Source organism: Dendrosporobacter sp. 1207_IL3150 (assembly GCF_036763085.1).
In the GTDB taxonomy this organism is placed as follows: domain Bacteria; phylum Bacillota; class Negativicutes; order DSM-1736; family Dendrosporobacteraceae; genus JBAIYU01.
Window position 1 is genome coordinate 51,015 of sequence record NZ_JBAIYU010000011.1, and the last position, 16,235, is coordinate 67,249.

General features: G+C 39.0%; 17 protein-coding genes and 1 riboswitch. Of the genes, 2 read left to right on the plus strand and 15 right to left on the minus strand.

Features of this window, described 5'->3' with window-relative positions; translation table 11 throughout:
* The 8 genes from cobK to cbiD are packed head-to-tail and all read right to left on the minus strand — an operon-like array spanning position 1 to position 6,295.
* On the minus strand, positions 1 to 762 hold the full coding sequence (gene cobK / locus V6C17_RS07895; RefSeq protein ID WP_333522028.1) for a precorrin-6A reductase: 762 nt from the start codon (positions 760 to 762) through the stop codon (positions 1 to 3).
* Complete coding sequence (gene cobJ, locus V6C17_RS07900) at positions 759 to 1,448, minus strand: precorrin-3B C(17)-methyltransferase (RefSeq protein WP_333522062.1); 690 nt, start codon at positions 1,446 to 1,448, stop codon at positions 759 to 761. The genes cobK and cobJ overlap by 4 nt, the downstream gene beginning before the upstream one ends.
* Positions 1,449 to 1,483: 35 nt before the next feature.
* Positions 1,484 to 2,536, minus strand: a complete 1,053-nt coding sequence (locus V6C17_RS07905) for a cobalt-precorrin 5A hydrolase (protein WP_333522029.1) — start codon at positions 2,534 to 2,536, stop codon at positions 1,484 to 1,486.
* A complete protein-coding gene (gene cobM, locus V6C17_RS07910; protein ID WP_333522030.1) occupies positions 2,533 to 3,288 on the minus strand; it encodes a precorrin-4 C(11)-methyltransferase in 756 nt (251 codons plus the stop codon). The genes V6C17_RS07905 and cobM overlap by 4 nt, the downstream gene beginning before the upstream one ends.
* A complete protein-coding gene (gene cobI / locus V6C17_RS07915) occupies positions 3,288 to 4,004 on the minus strand; it encodes a precorrin-2 C(20)-methyltransferase (protein ID WP_333522031.1) in 717 nt (238 codons plus the stop codon). The genes cobM and cobI overlap by 1 nt, the downstream gene beginning before the upstream one ends.
* Positions 3,997 to 4,587 carry a precorrin-6Y C5,15-methyltransferase (decarboxylating) subunit CbiT gene (gene cbiT, locus V6C17_RS07920; protein ID WP_333522032.1) on the minus strand — a complete coding sequence of 197 codons (591 nt, stop codon included), beginning with the start codon at positions 4,585 to 4,587 and terminating at the stop codon, positions 3,997 to 3,999. The genes cobI and cbiT overlap by 8 nt, the downstream gene beginning before the upstream one ends.
* Positions 4,584 to 5,210, minus strand: coding sequence for a precorrin-6y C5,15-methyltransferase (decarboxylating) subunit CbiE (gene cbiE, locus V6C17_RS07925; RefSeq protein ID WP_333522033.1), 627 nt, complete (start codon positions 5,208 to 5,210; stop codon positions 4,584 to 4,586). Before cbiE ends, cbiT begins: the two co-directional genes overlap by 4 nt.
* Entirely contained in the window at positions 5,195 to 6,295 is a 1,101-nt protein-coding gene (cbiD, locus tag V6C17_RS07930) for a cobalt-precorrin-5B (C(1))-methyltransferase CbiD (protein ID WP_333522034.1), read from the minus strand. The genes cbiE and cbiD overlap by 16 nt, the downstream gene beginning before the upstream one ends.
* A 117-nt stretch (positions 6,296 to 6,412) precedes the next feature.
* Positions 6,413 to 6,586: riboswitch (cobalamin riboswitch) on the minus strand.
* A gap of 286 nt (positions 6,587 to 6,872) precedes the next feature.
* Here cbiD and V6C17_RS07935 point away from each other — a divergent pair.
* On the plus strand, positions 6,873 to 7,487 hold the full coding sequence (locus V6C17_RS07935; RefSeq protein WP_333522035.1) for a LutC/YkgG family protein: 615 nt from the start codon (positions 6,873 to 6,875) through the stop codon (positions 7,485 to 7,487).
* Positions 7,487 to 9,658, plus strand: coding sequence for an L-lactate dehydrogenase (quinone) large subunit LdhH (ldhH, locus tag V6C17_RS07940; protein ID WP_333522036.1), 2,172 nt, complete (start codon positions 7,487 to 7,489; stop codon positions 9,656 to 9,658). Before V6C17_RS07935 ends, ldhH begins: the two co-directional genes overlap by 1 nt.
* Before the next feature lie 101 nt (positions 9,659 to 9,759).
* Here the strand turns inward: ldhH and V6C17_RS07945 are convergent, their stop codons facing one another.
* The 7 genes from V6C17_RS07945 to V6C17_RS07975 form a co-directional block, all read right to left on the minus strand.
* The gene (locus tag V6C17_RS07945) at positions 9,760 to 10,128 is read right to left on the minus strand and encodes a VOC family protein (RefSeq protein WP_333522037.1); all 369 of its coding nucleotides are present in this window, start codon (positions 10,126 to 10,128) and stop codon (positions 9,760 to 9,762) included.
* Between the two features lie 14 nt (positions 10,129 to 10,142).
* Positions 10,143 to 10,676, minus strand: a complete 534-nt coding sequence (locus tag V6C17_RS07950) for a 2-oxoacid:acceptor oxidoreductase family protein (RefSeq protein WP_333522038.1) — start codon at positions 10,674 to 10,676, stop codon at positions 10,143 to 10,145.
* Positions 10,676 to 11,503, minus strand: coding sequence for a 2-oxoacid:ferredoxin oxidoreductase subunit beta (locus V6C17_RS07955; protein WP_333522039.1), 828 nt, complete (start codon positions 11,501 to 11,503; stop codon positions 10,676 to 10,678). Before V6C17_RS07955 ends, V6C17_RS07950 begins: the two co-directional genes overlap by 1 nt.
* Positions 11,504 to 12,643, minus strand: coding sequence for a 2-oxoacid:acceptor oxidoreductase subunit alpha (locus V6C17_RS07960; protein WP_333522040.1), 1,140 nt, complete (start codon positions 12,641 to 12,643; stop codon positions 11,504 to 11,506).
* A complete protein-coding gene (locus V6C17_RS07965; RefSeq protein ID WP_333522041.1) occupies positions 12,644 to 12,844 on the minus strand; it encodes a 4Fe-4S dicluster domain-containing protein in 201 nt (66 codons plus the stop codon).
* A gap of 312 nt (positions 12,845 to 13,156) precedes the next feature.
* Complete coding sequence (locus V6C17_RS07970) at positions 13,157 to 14,137, minus strand: lysylphosphatidylglycerol synthase transmembrane domain-containing protein (RefSeq protein ID WP_333522042.1); 981 nt, start codon at positions 14,135 to 14,137, stop codon at positions 13,157 to 13,159.
* 109 nt (positions 14,138 to 14,246) lie between these two features.
* Positions 14,247 to 16,235: an Eco57I restriction-modification methylase domain-containing protein gene (locus V6C17_RS07975; RefSeq protein WP_333522043.1), complete on the minus strand. Its 1,989-nt coding sequence runs from the start codon at positions 16,233 to 16,235 to the stop codon at positions 14,247 to 14,249.

The following is a 16,235-nucleotide window of genomic DNA, read 5'->3' on the forward strand; positions in this document are numbered from 1 at the left end:
TTATATAACCTCCGTTAAAGATCGTATGACATCATGGCAGTTATAAACTACCTCACTATATTGAATTTTTGGGCGGTCAATTATTATAATCGGTAATCCTAACTCGATAGCGGCGCTCACTTTGGTATCACTGCCGCCAAGTTTACCGCTGTTTTTAGTAACAACTACATCAGCCTTAAACTCCCTGAAAAGCATGAGATTTAAGTCGTGAGAAAAAGGCCCTTGCATAGCTATAATGTCTCTTGGGTTGAATCCTAAATCAAAACACTCCTTGATTACAATTGGGTCAGGAAGAACTCTAGCTATTAGTCGGTGATTTTTAAGAGCTGGCTCATTCTTAAAAGTACTTAGCATACGACTGCCTGTTGTCAAAAAAACAACATGTCCGGTTATTGCAGCTTTTTTAGCCGCAGCCTCATAGTCATTCACAAGCTCAAGTTTGTGATATTTAGGTAATGAAATTACCGGGCGCTCATAGCGAATGTATTTTAATCCTAACGTCCTGCTAACATCCATCGCATTTTGGGAAACATTCACTGCATAAGGATGAGTAGCATCCACTATTGCCTTTATATCATGATCCGTTATTATGCTAACAAGCTGCTCTGCATTTAACGGCCTAGCATTTATAGTTATTTCATTATTTGTAATTAACTCTTTACCATAGCCGCTTACTACAGAAACCATTACTTTAAGACCGGTACTAACCAAGCTGTCAGCTAAATCGCGTCCATCCTTTGTACCAGCCAGCACTAATATCATACGTGATAGCCCCGAGGAGTAATCATTCGCCCATCTTGAACATAGGTTTGACTATTTCCGATAATGACTAGTGAGAACATGTCGATATGTTCTTTGGTGAAATTGCCAAGATCAGAAATGGTCATGTTTTCGCCGCTGCGGCTGGCATGATGAACAATTCCTACTGGAGTTGACGAATCACGGTGTTTTAATACTATCTGACGTACTTCCTCAATTTGGGTAACTCGCTTTTTACTTTTAGGATTATAAATCGCTATAACAAAGTCACCGGCGGCAGCCATTTCCGCACGTTTCTTAATTAAATCCCAAGGTGTCAGTAAATCGCTTAGACTTATAACAGCGAAATCATGCATTAAGGGAGCACCCAAAATTGCTGCAGATGCGCCGACAGCACTGATTCCCGGAACTATAGTTACCTTTGGACGCGTACTTTCGGGAAGTTTCATTGCAAGTTCTAAAACTAGCCCCGCCATGCCGTAAATACCAGGGTCGCCACTTGAAACTACTGCTACTTTATTGCCCTTCGCAGCCTCGTCAACAGCCATTTGACAGCGTTCAACTTCTTGCATCATTGCTGTTCCAATAATCTTTTTATGATCAATCAATTCGGTAATTAAATTTATGTAAGTAGTGTAGCCAACTACGATATCTGCTGTTTCGATTGCTTCACGAGCCCGGGGTGTCATATCTTCTAAACTACCTGGTCCGATACCTATTACGACTATTTCGCCTGCACAATAGCCACTGTTACCCTCCCGAATTTCGACTTGGGAAGTAGTATTTTGCTGTTCTGGCTCGCCAATATTGCTGTTGCTTCGCATACATTTCCAACTCCAATCTTATCATTCACAAAACTTGATATATCTAGATTATGTTTTTCAATCGTACTTTTAATTTCATCATTTGTATAAAATTTTATCGGTACATTCAGCTCTTCAGATGTATCTAATAGACCTTGCTCGTCGCTTTTTAAAGTAGTGCTACCAATTATACAAATACTTTTTTTGCTTTTGCCTGCTATTTGGCAGGCAGTATCTATAGCATCGCTTATTTCTTGTTTCGATGTGCCGCGTCGGCAGCCTATACCAATTGCGAGTGTCGGCGGCCGCAGAAACAAGTGCTGACTTTTTACTTTAATTGCGCGGTCGGTAATTATAACCGAGAAAGCATGATCACTTTCATGCAGTGTGGCCAAATCACATATTTTAACGCCTAATATGGCTGCTTGTTCTGAGTACCATGCACTTTTAGAGAGCGTATAATCAAGAAAAAAATCAACATGCTCATTGTTAGCTAATGCAGCATTTGCTTTTTTTAAATTATCAAAAGGATCAAAAGCTAAGCCTAGCTTTACAGCTAATATATCAGCCGCCGGTTTGCCGGCAACATCAGTTGCGGTAGTAATCACAGGCGAGGCTGATATATTACTGGCTATCAATCTCGTCAAATCATTGGCACCGCCTATATGGCCTGCCAGCAAACTAATAACATTAATGCCGGCTTCATCTGCAACAATAACGGCTGGATCAGTTCGTTTATCTAAGATATGCGGAGCAATAACCCGGACAACAATTCCTGCAGCCATAACAAAAATAAGACCATCATAACTTTGAAATATCTTTGCAACAAGATGCTGCAGCGACTCATACTCTTGTCCATATTTTAAAGGATTGCGTCCCTTTTTTACAAAAATATCAACATTGTTGAAATTTTGAGCAATTTTCTCCGATAAATAAGCACCGTTATTCGTGACAGATATTATTGCAATTTTCATTTCGCGTCCCGATACATGTGACCAAATTCGGGCGCATATAAGCGTGATAATGCATAGTCGCTATCGAGACATCTGCTTACCACGATCATAGCAGTACGGTCAATACTTTGCTCTTTTGTTTTAGCAGCTATATCGCTAAGTGTGCCTCTTATAATTTTTTGTTCAGGCCAAGACGCTTTTTGGACTACGGCAATCGGGGTATCCGCAGGATAACCGCCGTTGATTAGCTCATTTGTAACATTGTCCAACATATGTACACTTAGAAAGATGCACATGCTTGCATTGTGGCTTGCGAGAGATGCCAGTTTTTCCTTTTCCGGCACAGGTGTTCTGCCTTCGAGCCTTGTTATAATTACAGTTTGAGATACTTCAGGCAAAGTATATTCCAGCTTAAGTGCAGCCGCGGTAGCCAAGAATGAGCTTACACCAGGAATTACTTCATATGTAATATTAAGCTTATCAAGCTTATCCATTTGTTCTTTAATAGCACCATATATGCTAGGGTCGCCAGTATGGACACGAGCAACTGTCTGATTGCTCTTAGCTGCCTTTTCCATTACCTCGATTACTTCGTCAAGTGTCATTGAGGCACTGTTATATATAGCAGCTCCCTGCTTAGCAAATGCTAATAAAGCCGGATTAACAAGCGATCCAGCATAAATTACTACATCAGCTTCACGAAGTAGTCTTTGTCCTTTTACTGTAATCAGTTCCGGATCTCCAGGGCCGGCCCCTATAAAATATACATTCATTAAAAACCCTCCTGCTTAACTAAAATCAATGATAAATACTCCCGTTTTACACCCCTTAAAGAATTTAAATCACGAGTATAAAATTGATCGGGATAACCTAGTTTACTCATAAAAACAGCTTTATCTTGAAGTCCAAGTTCTTCGAGAATATCTAAGATTTGTTCATATTTATTGGCTACTTTCATTAAAACTACATTAGGAAAAGTTGCTAAAATAGGTTTAAGTTCACTTGGATCATCAATTGCGGGAACAATTGCAAGTTTTTCATTACCTTCAGCTAAGGCCCGATTGAGCAGCGCGGCTGTTGCTGAAAAAGAGGTTACACCTGGTATGCTTTCAACTGAAACATCAGGGATAATTTGCTGTACTTTATTGAGCAGGTAGGTGTATGTGCTGAACAGCATTGCATCTCCAATTGTTATGAAGGCAACGTTTTTACCGTCTTTAAGATATTTCGCGATTTTTTGAGCTCCACTTTGCCATTCAGCGTTTAAAATTTCTTTATCTCGAACCATTGGCGTGGAAATTTCAACTATCTCAGCTGTACTAGAAATATGAGGTTTTGCAACCTTGAGTGCTACACTATCATTTTTATCACTTGAACGAGGTATACATATTATATCTGCTGTTTGAAGAATTTCTGCTGCCCTTAAGGTAAGCAGATCGGGTGATCCAGGGCCAACTCCGACTCCAAAAAACCTACCTATATTAGCCATGTTGGCCTCCTTTTAGACACGAAATTATATTAATCGGATTTATTGCTTGAAGCATGTTATATGAAGCAACTTTTCGGATTCTTGAAACCTGTACCCCAAAAGCTTCTACTGTAAAGTTATCTTTTGCCTGAACAGTTTGCAGTGCTTTATATAAAGTCTCAACCGTTACAGCTGTAATTATCATTCGTCCACCGATTTTTAGTAAATTGTTGGCCGCCTCTATTATCTCTTCTAGCTTGCCGCCGCTTCCTCCAACGAAAACAACATCACAAAGAGGAATATTAACTAAGACATCAGGAGCATTCCCCTCAATGACAGCAATATTAGAAACGCCGAACTTATCGCAGTTAGCTCTAATTAGGCTTACTCCTTCAGCTTCTCTTTCAACTGCAAATACTTTACCCTCAGGAGCAAGCAGGGCTGCTTCAACTGACAAAGAGCCTGTGCCAGCCCCAATATCTAAAACTACGTCGGTTGACTTGATTTTTGCTTTTGCCAGCGCTAATATCCGCACCTCGCACTTTGTCATGGGAATATTACCGCGTATAAATTTTTCATCATCTATGCCAATAAAATGTGTCATGCTTTCACCACCATTACGCAATGCGAAAATCCCTCAATAAGACTAGCATTGGTGAGATTTGCACTGATGATCTCTTCGCTTTCATAAGATAGGTTTGCACAAATCCACACCAGACTCTCTGGCGGCCAGCCAATATTCATAAGGCGTGTCGCAATAGTTTTTGGATTGTTTATACTATCAGTTAAAATTCCGAGTTTTCTCCCTGGCTTGTACTCTAGCTTTTCGGCATCCGGTTCACGACCGTGCATACTTACTAAAGCAGCATCTTGCCAAGGCAGCGCAAGCTTGGCAAATGCAAGCTGAAACGAGCTGATGCCTGGTATTACTGTTAATTGGTTTTGTGAAAACCTTCCCCTTAGTGCACTCAGCAAGCTGTAATATCCTGGATCACCCGAGACAAGGACAACAACATCAGATGTACTAGATTTCATTTCAATGAAATCTAGTACATCTGCTATATCACTTTGGATTGCTTTTTTTACACAATCATGAGTAGCTAATGTGTCAAGAGCACGTTTACTGCCAACGATAACTTTGGCAGAATCAATAGTACGTTTCGCAATAGGAAGCAAATAGTCGGGAGACCCAGGTCCGATACCGACGACTACTATTTTATATTCCATCCCAGAGTTCCTCCTATTTCAATTGCAGAGCTGTCATAACCCAAAATATCACCTTTTAATGTTACAATAGCTGTTCCAACTGTTAAATCTCCAAATACGTAACGCATCGCACGCTCACTTGCGCGCTTTGCCAAGGTATCATAAACCGACACCATCTTATAGTGCTCGATTATCGGTAAGGCTGCTTCAGTAGTAGTACAAGCTAGAATTTCCTGCAGCGCTGACTGCGGTGCACCTGCTGCCCCCATGTACGCAGCTAGTGTTTCCAGCCTGGCGTCAGCCATGCGATTATGTGTATGGAAGATACCAGCTGCAACTTTAACAAGTTTACCTAGATGACCAAACAGTAAAACATTCTTAATTTTTTGGTTGACACAGTTTTCTAACATATGTCCAATGAAATTACTTGTTTGTATGACTGCCTCGGCAGGCAGAGAGAACTTGTTAATTGCTATATCTTGACCAATCTTACCGGGGACTAGAACTAATGTGTCATATCCTTGGGCTTTAGCCACACTAATTTGCGGAGTTAATGAATTTTTGAAGGCCTCTTCAGACATTGGCTCAACTATACCTGTAGTTCCGATAATAGAAAGACCGCCAATTATGCCAAGTGTTGAATTTAAAGTTCGCTTAGCAAGTGTCTCGCCGGCGGGGATGGATATAACAGCTTCTGCCCCGCAATCTATGGGCAGCACTTCTCGTAAAGCATTGGTAATCATAAAATGCGGTCCTGGATTAATTGCAGGTTGGCCAACAGCGACAGCTAATCCAGGCTTGGTAACAACACCAACACCTTTGCCGGCTTTAATTGTAATTTCTTGTGTCGAAGTTATTCTAACATCAGCTTCAACAGCTGTTCCGTTAGTAATATCGGGATCATCGCCTGAATCTTTAATAACTCTGGCAAAACCACCGGTATCTTTTTTAAAGCTGCTAGCAATTGGTACACATATTAATTTGCCTTGAGGAGAAAGCACTTCGACTATGTTTGGAAACTGCCCATAATGTGCTAACACTGCAGCTTTAGCGGCGGCGGCAGCACAACTACCAGTAGTAAAGCCTGAGCGTAATTTTTTTGACAAACTAAAAAACCCCCTATAGTCAGGGGGTATTAAAATAAACAATACATAAGCACTGCTTAGAATATTACCCACCTGCCTATCATCCGTAGGTCGTTTCACTCCTATTCGGAGTTATGACGGTGTGTGTTAAAACAGGCAGGTCTCCTGGCTTGAATCATCGCATGTCTGCACCTTCCCAGGTTACCCCAGTGGCATAAAGCTGACATACTCAACAAATACAGTGGCGGGACCGCGCCGGTATCACACCGGACTTCCCTTTTAAGCAGTTGCACCTGTTTCCTCTTCTATTTCATTTAACATTTATAAGTCAAATAAATAATAACTATAGTATATTCCATAAATTGCATTAAGTTCCTGCTAAAACAACAAAAATCAGTAAAATTTTTCATTATCGCTTACCGATTTCAACACTCGAAGCGACTTATTTTTAATGCAGTCGACATCATGTAGGATTTTCCCGTAAAATATGTAGGATTTTTTATAAAAAAAAGAAAGGATTTTTCCAACTTATTCAGAATAGTTATTTAGTATTGATTGGTCTAATATATGACCAATATGTGAACAAGGGAGTGGAAATATGAAAAAAGTAAGTGATAACTGGCAATCAGCATTTCCTGCCGGAAAAGTTGGTCCGCAATTTTGGGCTGCATTTGAAGAAAATGCTAAGAATGCTAGTACCGAGATTTTTAAAGTAAAAACAGCTGCAGAAGCAAAAGAAATCGTTACTAACCTAGCGAAATTCACTAATGCTAAAAAAGTTGTTGCGGTTAATAGTGCAATGCAAGAAGCTGCAAATATTAATGAAGAACTAAAAGCACTCGGTATAGCAGTATATAATGATAAGTTTGATATAGCCGAGCATGCGGAAAGTGCTGATATTGGTATTTCAACAGTGGAATTTGCTATAGGTGAGTCCGGAAGTCTTTGTATGGACGGGTTTTCATACGAAGCTCGTGTTGTAACTATGCTTCCGCCGATACATATTGCTTTCATGAACGCTAATAACATCGTACCTGGAATTTCCGAAGCTTTTGAAGTGATTTCTAAAGTATATGACGATGGCTATGTAAGCTTTATTACAGGCCCAAGCCGTACAGCCGATATCGAACGTGTTTTAACTATTGGTGTTCATGGACCAAGCCGTTTAATTTTAATTGCTGTTGATGAAGATATCAACGGAGGTGTGAAATAATGGAAAATACTAATCGTGATATAAAAAGAGAAATAAATGAAAAATTAAATGACCAGGTATTACGTGGAGCTTTAGGACGATTTGCAACAGCATATCCTATCGCACGTGCTAAAGCATATGAAAATGTCGAAGACGTTGATGCTTTACGTGAACAGTTTAGACAAATGAAAATCGAAACTGTTAATAATATTGATGCGGTTGCAGATCAGTTTGAAGCATCCGTAATTAAACGGGGCGGTAAAGTTTTCCGTGCTAAAGACGGAGACGCTCTAAAAGAATACTTAATTGATTTATGCAAAAAAGCTAATGTAAAACGCATCGTAAAGTCCAAGTCTATGGCATCCGAAGAAATTCATCTAAATCATGCTTTAGAAGAAGCCGGACTTCATGTTAAAGAAACAGATTTAGGCGAATGGATTATCTCCCTTGCCGGACACAAACCATCTCATATGGTTATGCCTGCGATTCACTTAAATAAAGAACAAATTGCTGAATATTTCTCAAAAGAACTACAGCAGGAAATTCCAACAGATATTCCTTTCATGGTACAGGCTGCCCGTAAAGCGCTCCGTACTGAGTTCTTAACTGCTGACATGGGTATCTCAGGCGCTAACTTCGGCATTGCTGAAAACGGTGCTATCGGTCTAGTAACAAATGAAGGTAATGCACGCTTAGTTACTACCCTTCCTCGCGTCCATGTTGTAATTATTGGTTATGAGAAACTTATTCCAACAATTAAAGATGCTGCTCCTATTCTCCGGACATTACCTCGTAACGCAACAGGTCAGCGTATGACTAGTTATATGACAATGACTACTGGACAAACTCCGGTCATTGTTAAGCAAGATGGTAAATGGATCGAGCAAGATAAAGAACTTCATGTTATTTTGTTAGATAACGGCCGTCTTAAGGCTGCAAAAGATCCTAAGTTCAAAGAAATATATAACTGTGTTCGCTGTGCGTCTTGTCTCAATGTATGCCCTGTTTATACAATTGTTGGTGGTCACGTTTACGGACATATCTACGCGGGCGGTATTGGTGCAATTTTAACTGCTTTCCTTCACAGCATGGGTGATTTCGAACAAATTAATGAACTTTGTATCGGCTGTCGTAAGTGCGTAGAAATTTGCCCTGGAAAAATGAATATTCCTGGTCTTATTGAAGAATTAAGATCACAAAGAGTTAAAGACAATGGTCTTCCGTTTGGAGTTAAGGCTGTTTTTGAAAACGTTCTAGCAAATCGTAAAGTATTCCATACTTTGCTTCGTTTAGCAGCTATTGGTCAAAAGCCGTTCCAATCAGGCAAAGTAATTCGCCACTTACCTCTCTTCCTCGCGGGCTTAGCAAAAGATCGCAGTCTTCCAGCTGTAGCAGATACTCCTTTCCGTGATAGAGTTCAAAAAATCACCAGAAAAATCGCAAATCCTAAGAAGCGTATTGCTTTCTTCAGCGGATGTAATATTGACTTTATATTCCCTGAAACTGGTGAATCAGTATATAAAGTGCTTCATGATCTTAATATGGAAGTCGTATTCCCTGAAGATCAAAGCTGTTGCGGTAAACCTGTACTAGGTATGGGAGACAAGGAAACGGCTAAAAGCATTGCGATAAAGAATATCGAAGCGTTCGAAGCAGCTAATGCTGATGTTATCCTTTCGGCTTGTCCTACTTGCGCTGAAACTTGGCACGAAACCTATGTTGAACTTTTCCACGATGACCCTCAATGGAAAAACCGTGTTGAGAAGATAGCTCATAAAGTCCGTGAGTTCAGCCATTTTGTCGCTGAAGAATATGCTAAGGCAGGACGCTTGAATAAAGTGGCAGGCGGAACAAAAGTAACTTACCATGATTCTTGTCATATGAAACGTGGTCTAAATATTTTTGAAGAGCCTCGCAAACTGCTCGAAGCAGCAAAAGGCTATGACTTCGTAGAAATGAATAACTGCGATAAATGCTGCGGTATGGCTGGAGCGTTCGGGGTTAAATATACTGAACTTTCAATGCCAATCCTTAAAGAGAAAATCCAAAATATCAAAGACAGTGGTGCTGAAGTCATTGCCGTGGGTTGCCCTGCGTGCATGATGCAAATTCAAGGCGGTCTTGATAAACAATTGCCTAGCGTAAAAATTAAGCATGTAGCTGAAATTTTAGCTGAAAACATTAAAGATTAGTCTTAGTCATTTTATTAATAGGATCGGCATACCACACAGTGTATGCCGATCTTATTTCATAAACTATGGAAAAAAACCGACTTCATATGAAGTCGGTTTTTTTACGTTATTTCTTGTATTAATTCAAGTCGCTCACTGTCGGGCCCCTTAAAGAATACTATCTTCTTGTTATTAACGAGCTTAGGTTCAGTGAATATAAACTCGACGTTAACACCTTTAAGTTTATTTATAGCTTCGCCGATGTCCTTCACCTTAAATGCTAAATGATCAACAGCACCCGATCCTACTCTATTGTCTTTGTCAGCATATTGGATTAGCTCGATTGTATAATTTCCTGAACTAAGGTATGTGAGCTTTATAAAGCTGTTTTGATAACTGTCTACAAGCTTGCAACCCAAAACATTACAATAAAAGTCAACAGAAAGGTCGGTATTGCTAACAACAATACCGACATGAGCACATTTAAACATATTCGACTCCAAATTTAGGCTTCTCCCTTACCCATAGCCAAGCCTATCTCTAATGCTTTTGTATTTACACTTTCAGTACCTTTTGGTACGCGGTGTAAAACTGCCTTAAGCAAAGACTCACCAGTTACAATGCCAGTCGCGCCAACAATTGCACCAAGAGCGATAATATTAGCAAACATAGCATTACCTAGTTCCTCTCGAGCAGCTTTTGTAATTGGCAATGATAAAACCCCAGCAGTCGTTTCTGGAAGCTGCTTAACAAAAGTGGTATCAATAAGCAGTTTACCTTCGGGTTTTAATTTCTTAACGTATTTATTGCAAGCTTCTTGGCTCATTGCTAATAAAATATCTGCTGCCAATACTTTAGGATAGTCAATACTCTCATTGCTGATAATGACATCAGATTTACTAGCCCCTCCGCGAGCTTCCGGACCGTAAGACTGAGTTTGTATTGATTCTTTGCCATCTAATATTGCAGCTTCAGCCAGTATAATCCCAGCTAGTATTAAACCTTGACCGCCTGTACCGCTTAAACTAATCTCCCACATTATGCTTGCCCTCCTTTTTGCTGCTGCAAACGGACAATAAGCTTTTCGTACTCAGCAGTATATTCAGGCGCCGGTGAGTTATGAAGCTCTCCGATAACAAATTTACCTTCCATATTTTCTGGAGCCAATTTAGCTGCAGCCTGAACAGTCACAGCATTGTCACGCTGCCATTGCATCATTTTTTCCGCTGTGCCCATTTTGTTTTTACGGCCAAAACCTATCGGACACTGAGTAATAGCGTCAACAACTGAAAAACCTTTGTTTTGGATTGCTTTTGTAATTAAATCCGTCAACATAGTTGCGTGGAAAGCTGTACCGCGTGCAACGTAAGTTGCACCAGCTGCAACCGCTAATGCTGGGATATCAAAGGAACGCTCTATTTGACCAAATGGAGCTGTTGAGGACTTGCTGCTTTGAGGTGTTAATGGGGAAGATTGTCCACCAGTCATACCATAAATGCTATTATTAAAAACAATTGTTGTTATGTCGATGTTTCGGCGAGCGGAGTGAATAAAGTGATTACCACCAATTGCAGTACTATCACCGTCTCCAGTTATAACTATAACATTGAGCTCAGGATTCGCAAATTTGATTCCTGTAGCAAAAGTCAAGGCACGTCCGTGTGCTGTATGAATCGTATTAAAGTTCATATATCCAGAAGCACGTGAGGAACAGCCGATTCCAGATACTATTATTGTTTTCTTTTGATCTAGGTCAAGCTTCTCTACTGCACGTAAAAGTGATGCTAATACAATACCATTACCGCAGCCAGGACACCAGATATGAGGCAATGCGGTTTTGCGCAAATATTTTTCAATGTTAGCCATTTATTTAGCACCTCCATGAGCAGCAACAATTGGTGCGAGAATTTCTTCAGGTTCAAAGAATGCTCCGTCTACTCTATTTACAGCAACTACACGGTCCATGCCTGCGTAACGCTGGACTTCCCCTACTAATTGTCCATAATTCATTTCAGGAACAATAATAGTGTGTGCTTGCTCAGAAAGTTTTTTGATAATGTGACCTGGGAATGGCCAAATGGTAATTAACTTTAATAAACCAACCTTTATTCCTTGCTCACGAGCTTTTTTCACTGCAGCAATCGCAGCACGCGCTGTTCCGCCATATGTAACTACAACAATTTCGGCATCATCAAGGAAATGCTCTGTATATAAAGTTAATTCCTCAGTTGCATTATCAATTTTAGTGTTCAAACGACGAACTAGTTCGTCTGCTACCTTTGGATCTTGAGTAGGCAGTCCAGTGTAAGTGTGAGTCAAACCAGTCACATGATAAAAATAGCCATCACCGAAAGAAGCCATAGGAGGAACACCATCTTCATCAGGCTTAAAGGCTAAATATTCTTCAGGTGATACAGTTGGCTTTTTACGTTCGATTATTTCCAGCTCACCAATCTCAGGCAGTTCAACTTTTTCACGCATATGACCAATTACTTCATCCATTAGCAAAATAACTGGTGTACGGAATTTCTCAGAAAAGTTAACAGCTTTAACAGTAACCTCAAACGCTTCTAGTACAGATCCTGGCGACAAAACAATAACTGCACGGTCGCCATGAGTCCCCCATCTAGCCTGCATAACATCGCCTTGTGCAGGAGAAGTAGGCAAACCTGTGCTTGGACCCGCACGCTGAACATTAACAACAACTACAGGTATTTCGGCCATAGCCGCATAACCAATTAATTCTTGTTTTAACGAAAAACCAGGGCCGCTTGTAGCAGTAATAGCTTTAGCGCCAGTCATTGCAGCGCCGCATATTGCTCCCATACTAGCTATTTCATCTTCCATTTGTATAAATCTTCCGCCGATTAAAGGAAGTTCTTTTGCAAGAATTTCTGCTACCTCTGTACTAGGTGTAATAGGATAACCTGCAAAGAATCTTACTCCTGCAGCTATTGCCCCTTCAGCACATGCTTGATTACCTTGCAGTAAACGAGCTTTCGTCATTTATTTGTCACCTCCGTTGGACTTTGTTACCTTAATTACATAATCAGGACATCGCAATTCACATTGTCCACAGCTAATACATTTATCAGCGTCTTTAATATAAATCTTCCCAAGCTCATCAAGCTCTAGAACCTTCTTAGGGCAAAAAGCAACACAGATATTGCAACCCTTACAAAACTTCTGAGTAATTATAAGTGCCATATACAATTCCTCCCTTAGGCACGATATTTTGTCCATACTATGTATATATGGAAATCCAAGCAAAAACCAGTATTAATTATAACATTTTTCAACTATTTTGAACATTCTTTTTCGGAATGTTGTTAGCAGAAAATACTATACTACCAAATAGTTTCAAAAAATACATATTCCTCCATCATTATAATGTCTTATGCATCAAAATGCATCATTTGAATCCTCTTACTGAAATATAAAACATGATTTTTCGAACAAAAGAGTACTAAATCTTGACAGAATTTTTTTAAATTTAATAGTTTTACCAAGCTGACGAAACTATAGTTGTTTACTGATAAAGTCTCTGCCAAACACCTTTACCGTGTAGTACAACCCAATTATAAATGGTATATACTCGACAATAATGCGCCAGGCAACCGCCGCGATTCCAACTGTACCAGATGGTAGGAAATCATTAAACAGCATAATAAAACCACCCTCTGCGATTCCAGATCCGCCAGGTGTAGGCGCAAAGTATAGTAAAATGTTTAAAAGCATCATTCTTCCTAAAACGTAATGCCAGTTAATATCAATTCCCATTCCGATAAACAAGATTGGTACAACACTATATAGTGCTAATAAACTTAGCGCTGATTCAATAAAAACTCTAAAAATACATAGTGGAGCTTTCAAGAGTAAAAACGCTGCATCTTGAAAATCGCGATACGCAGAAAAAATATTGCGTCTTCGTTGATATTTAAATCTTCGAGTCAGTTTAACTAAAAGATAACTAAGAAGATTTGTGCGTGAAAGCCAGATAGCAAAAATGATAACAACTGCAACTATAAGTGAAGATAAAACCATGGTTTTTTTAGAAATCCAAGGCAACAGGTCTTGGTCAAACAAAAAAATAATAGGCATACATAATAATAAAAAAACAATTGATAATAAGGTTCTAACAATGACTAAAACCGTTGCTTTACCAGTAGGTACTCCCGCACGTCTAAGAAACATTAACTGAGCAACAGCGCCTCCTGCAGCTCCCGGCGTAAGCAATGCTAAAAAATAATTACCAAATACAACTTGAATTGCTTCATAAAAACTGATTCTCTCATCTGATATTCGAACTAGATGCATCAATCGTGTTCCGTCAAGTGCTAGACCTATAGCTAGCAAGAATAGCGCGGCTAAGATTGACCATGGCTTGAATGCATTTAGATGACTTAATGTATTGATATCCACTGTAAAATAAATCACAGCACCTGAAATTGCTAAGACTAGCATTATTAATACAGTTAGCCGTTGATAAATTTTAATCATCAGCAACTCTCCAAAGGATATAATTGACTTCGTAGTTATTAGACAATTATTTCTCAGTTGATCGCATACTTTCAATACTAGATACTATGGAATATATAATTCAATATTGCTACTCACTACTAAGACGCACTAATCGTCGTGTACGTTTAGCTAAACTTGCTTCGAATTCTTCAATGTGATTTATATCATCTTCGGTTAGATTATAAATACGATATACAAGCTGGTTTAAGTATTCGTCAAACGCTTTCATTCTTTTTGTAAAGTTAAAGTCACCTGCCAGTGATTTTGCTGTGCATTCCATCATTGTTTTTACTAGGTCAGACGACTGATGGTTAATATCTTTATTAACAACTATCGGCAACAATTCAAGCGTCTCAATATCAGTTTGAGCCATTGATCTTCCATACTCCATAGTAGTGACATGATAATAAAATGACATAAGTTTAGAGTTGAGAATAAGCAATAAATAATCTATTGTTATTTGATCATTTTTTAAAACGAAACTATGAATGTTATTTAAATGATAATATCCATTATCATCAATGCCGGCGATAATTGTATCTCCCGTCTGCCTAATAAGAAGTTTACGTTGCTCAACTATACTATTACTCCATCCACCTTTGTAAAGCAAGCTTGGATTAATATTTATCCAGTGCCCTTTATACGCAATATCATATCTAGTTATTTGACTACCCGAGATTAGGCCTTTTTTCCAACTATCTCCGCACTTATCTAAGCCTATTATTTCACATTGACGAGTAAGTGATCTTATTCCAGTATGCCCTGACGCATAAGTTTTCATATATGTTCCAAGATGATCAATTTTCTCAATAATAGCTTTAATTTTCAAGTCAAAGAAGATTCTAAAACGTTGATATGGCAATGACATAAAATAATTCTGTTCATATTGGCATACGGTATTAATATTTATTAGATCTCCAAGGCTTTCTGCCTTGCATATCTTGATTTTATTATTTAAACGAGTTTGAGCATCACTTACTCGCTCAAAAATGCACAGTGTCGAATAACCGGTTGATGCATTTGCAAAAACATTACAGTTAATATGAGTAATTGTATTAATTACAGTTTTCTCCATTATATATCGACGTATTTTAGAATAATATCTCCCTAATAAAAAACTGTCAGGAATTATATAACCTAATCGTCCATTTTCTTTTAGAAGTTCAATACCTCGCTGAATGAATAACACATAGTAGCTTAATTTATATTCAGCAGAGTCGGCGTAAGAACGCCTTAAATAGTCTCGGTATTCAGGCTCAAGTTTGCCAGAACCGCGTATACCAAAAGATATGTACGGAGGATTACCGATAATGTAATCGTAGTTCGATTGCCAGAAAGCTCTAATTGTTTTAGTATATTTACCTTCATTGGGGCGGCGGAGACTATCATAAACTATTATATTATGCGGAATTTCACTAAGACAGTTATCACTACTTTTTAATGTCAGGCTAATTGCAGTTATAGAAGCAGCGGTTTTATCAATATCAGCGCCCCATAAATTTTTACTTATAATATGTAGATGAATACCCCTATCAGTTAAATCCATCTCTGGATAAAAATTTTTCAATAACTCGCGAGCTTGAATAAATTTATGATACAGAATATCATACGCCTGGAGTAAAAAGTACCCGCATCCACATGCTGGATCAAGTATTCTAATATTAGGATTCTCTACTATATCGCATAAAGCTACTGTGTGTGATAGTATAAAGCCGATCGCTTCATCTGGTGTATAATAATTACCCTGAATACGGCGACCACTGACTAATTTTTCATAAGCACGTCCAAGAAAATCAACATCACGTGGAATTATATGAATCCAATAGCCTACAATCTTTAAAATATCATCCGGAATATCCAGCAGTTCTATGATTGATAAATCTGCATCAAAAATATCCTCGAGCGCTGGGCCTGCAATCGAGGAAGATAGAATAACATCGGGCTGCTTTTCTCCCTTCATGATATAGGCAATAACTTTAATTATTATCTCTATGTCCTCAGGGTAATCGCCTTCGTGTAACCAATTTAGTATTGTTTTACAGTCTTTAGTGAACTTCTTCCAATTGAGATTAGTCAA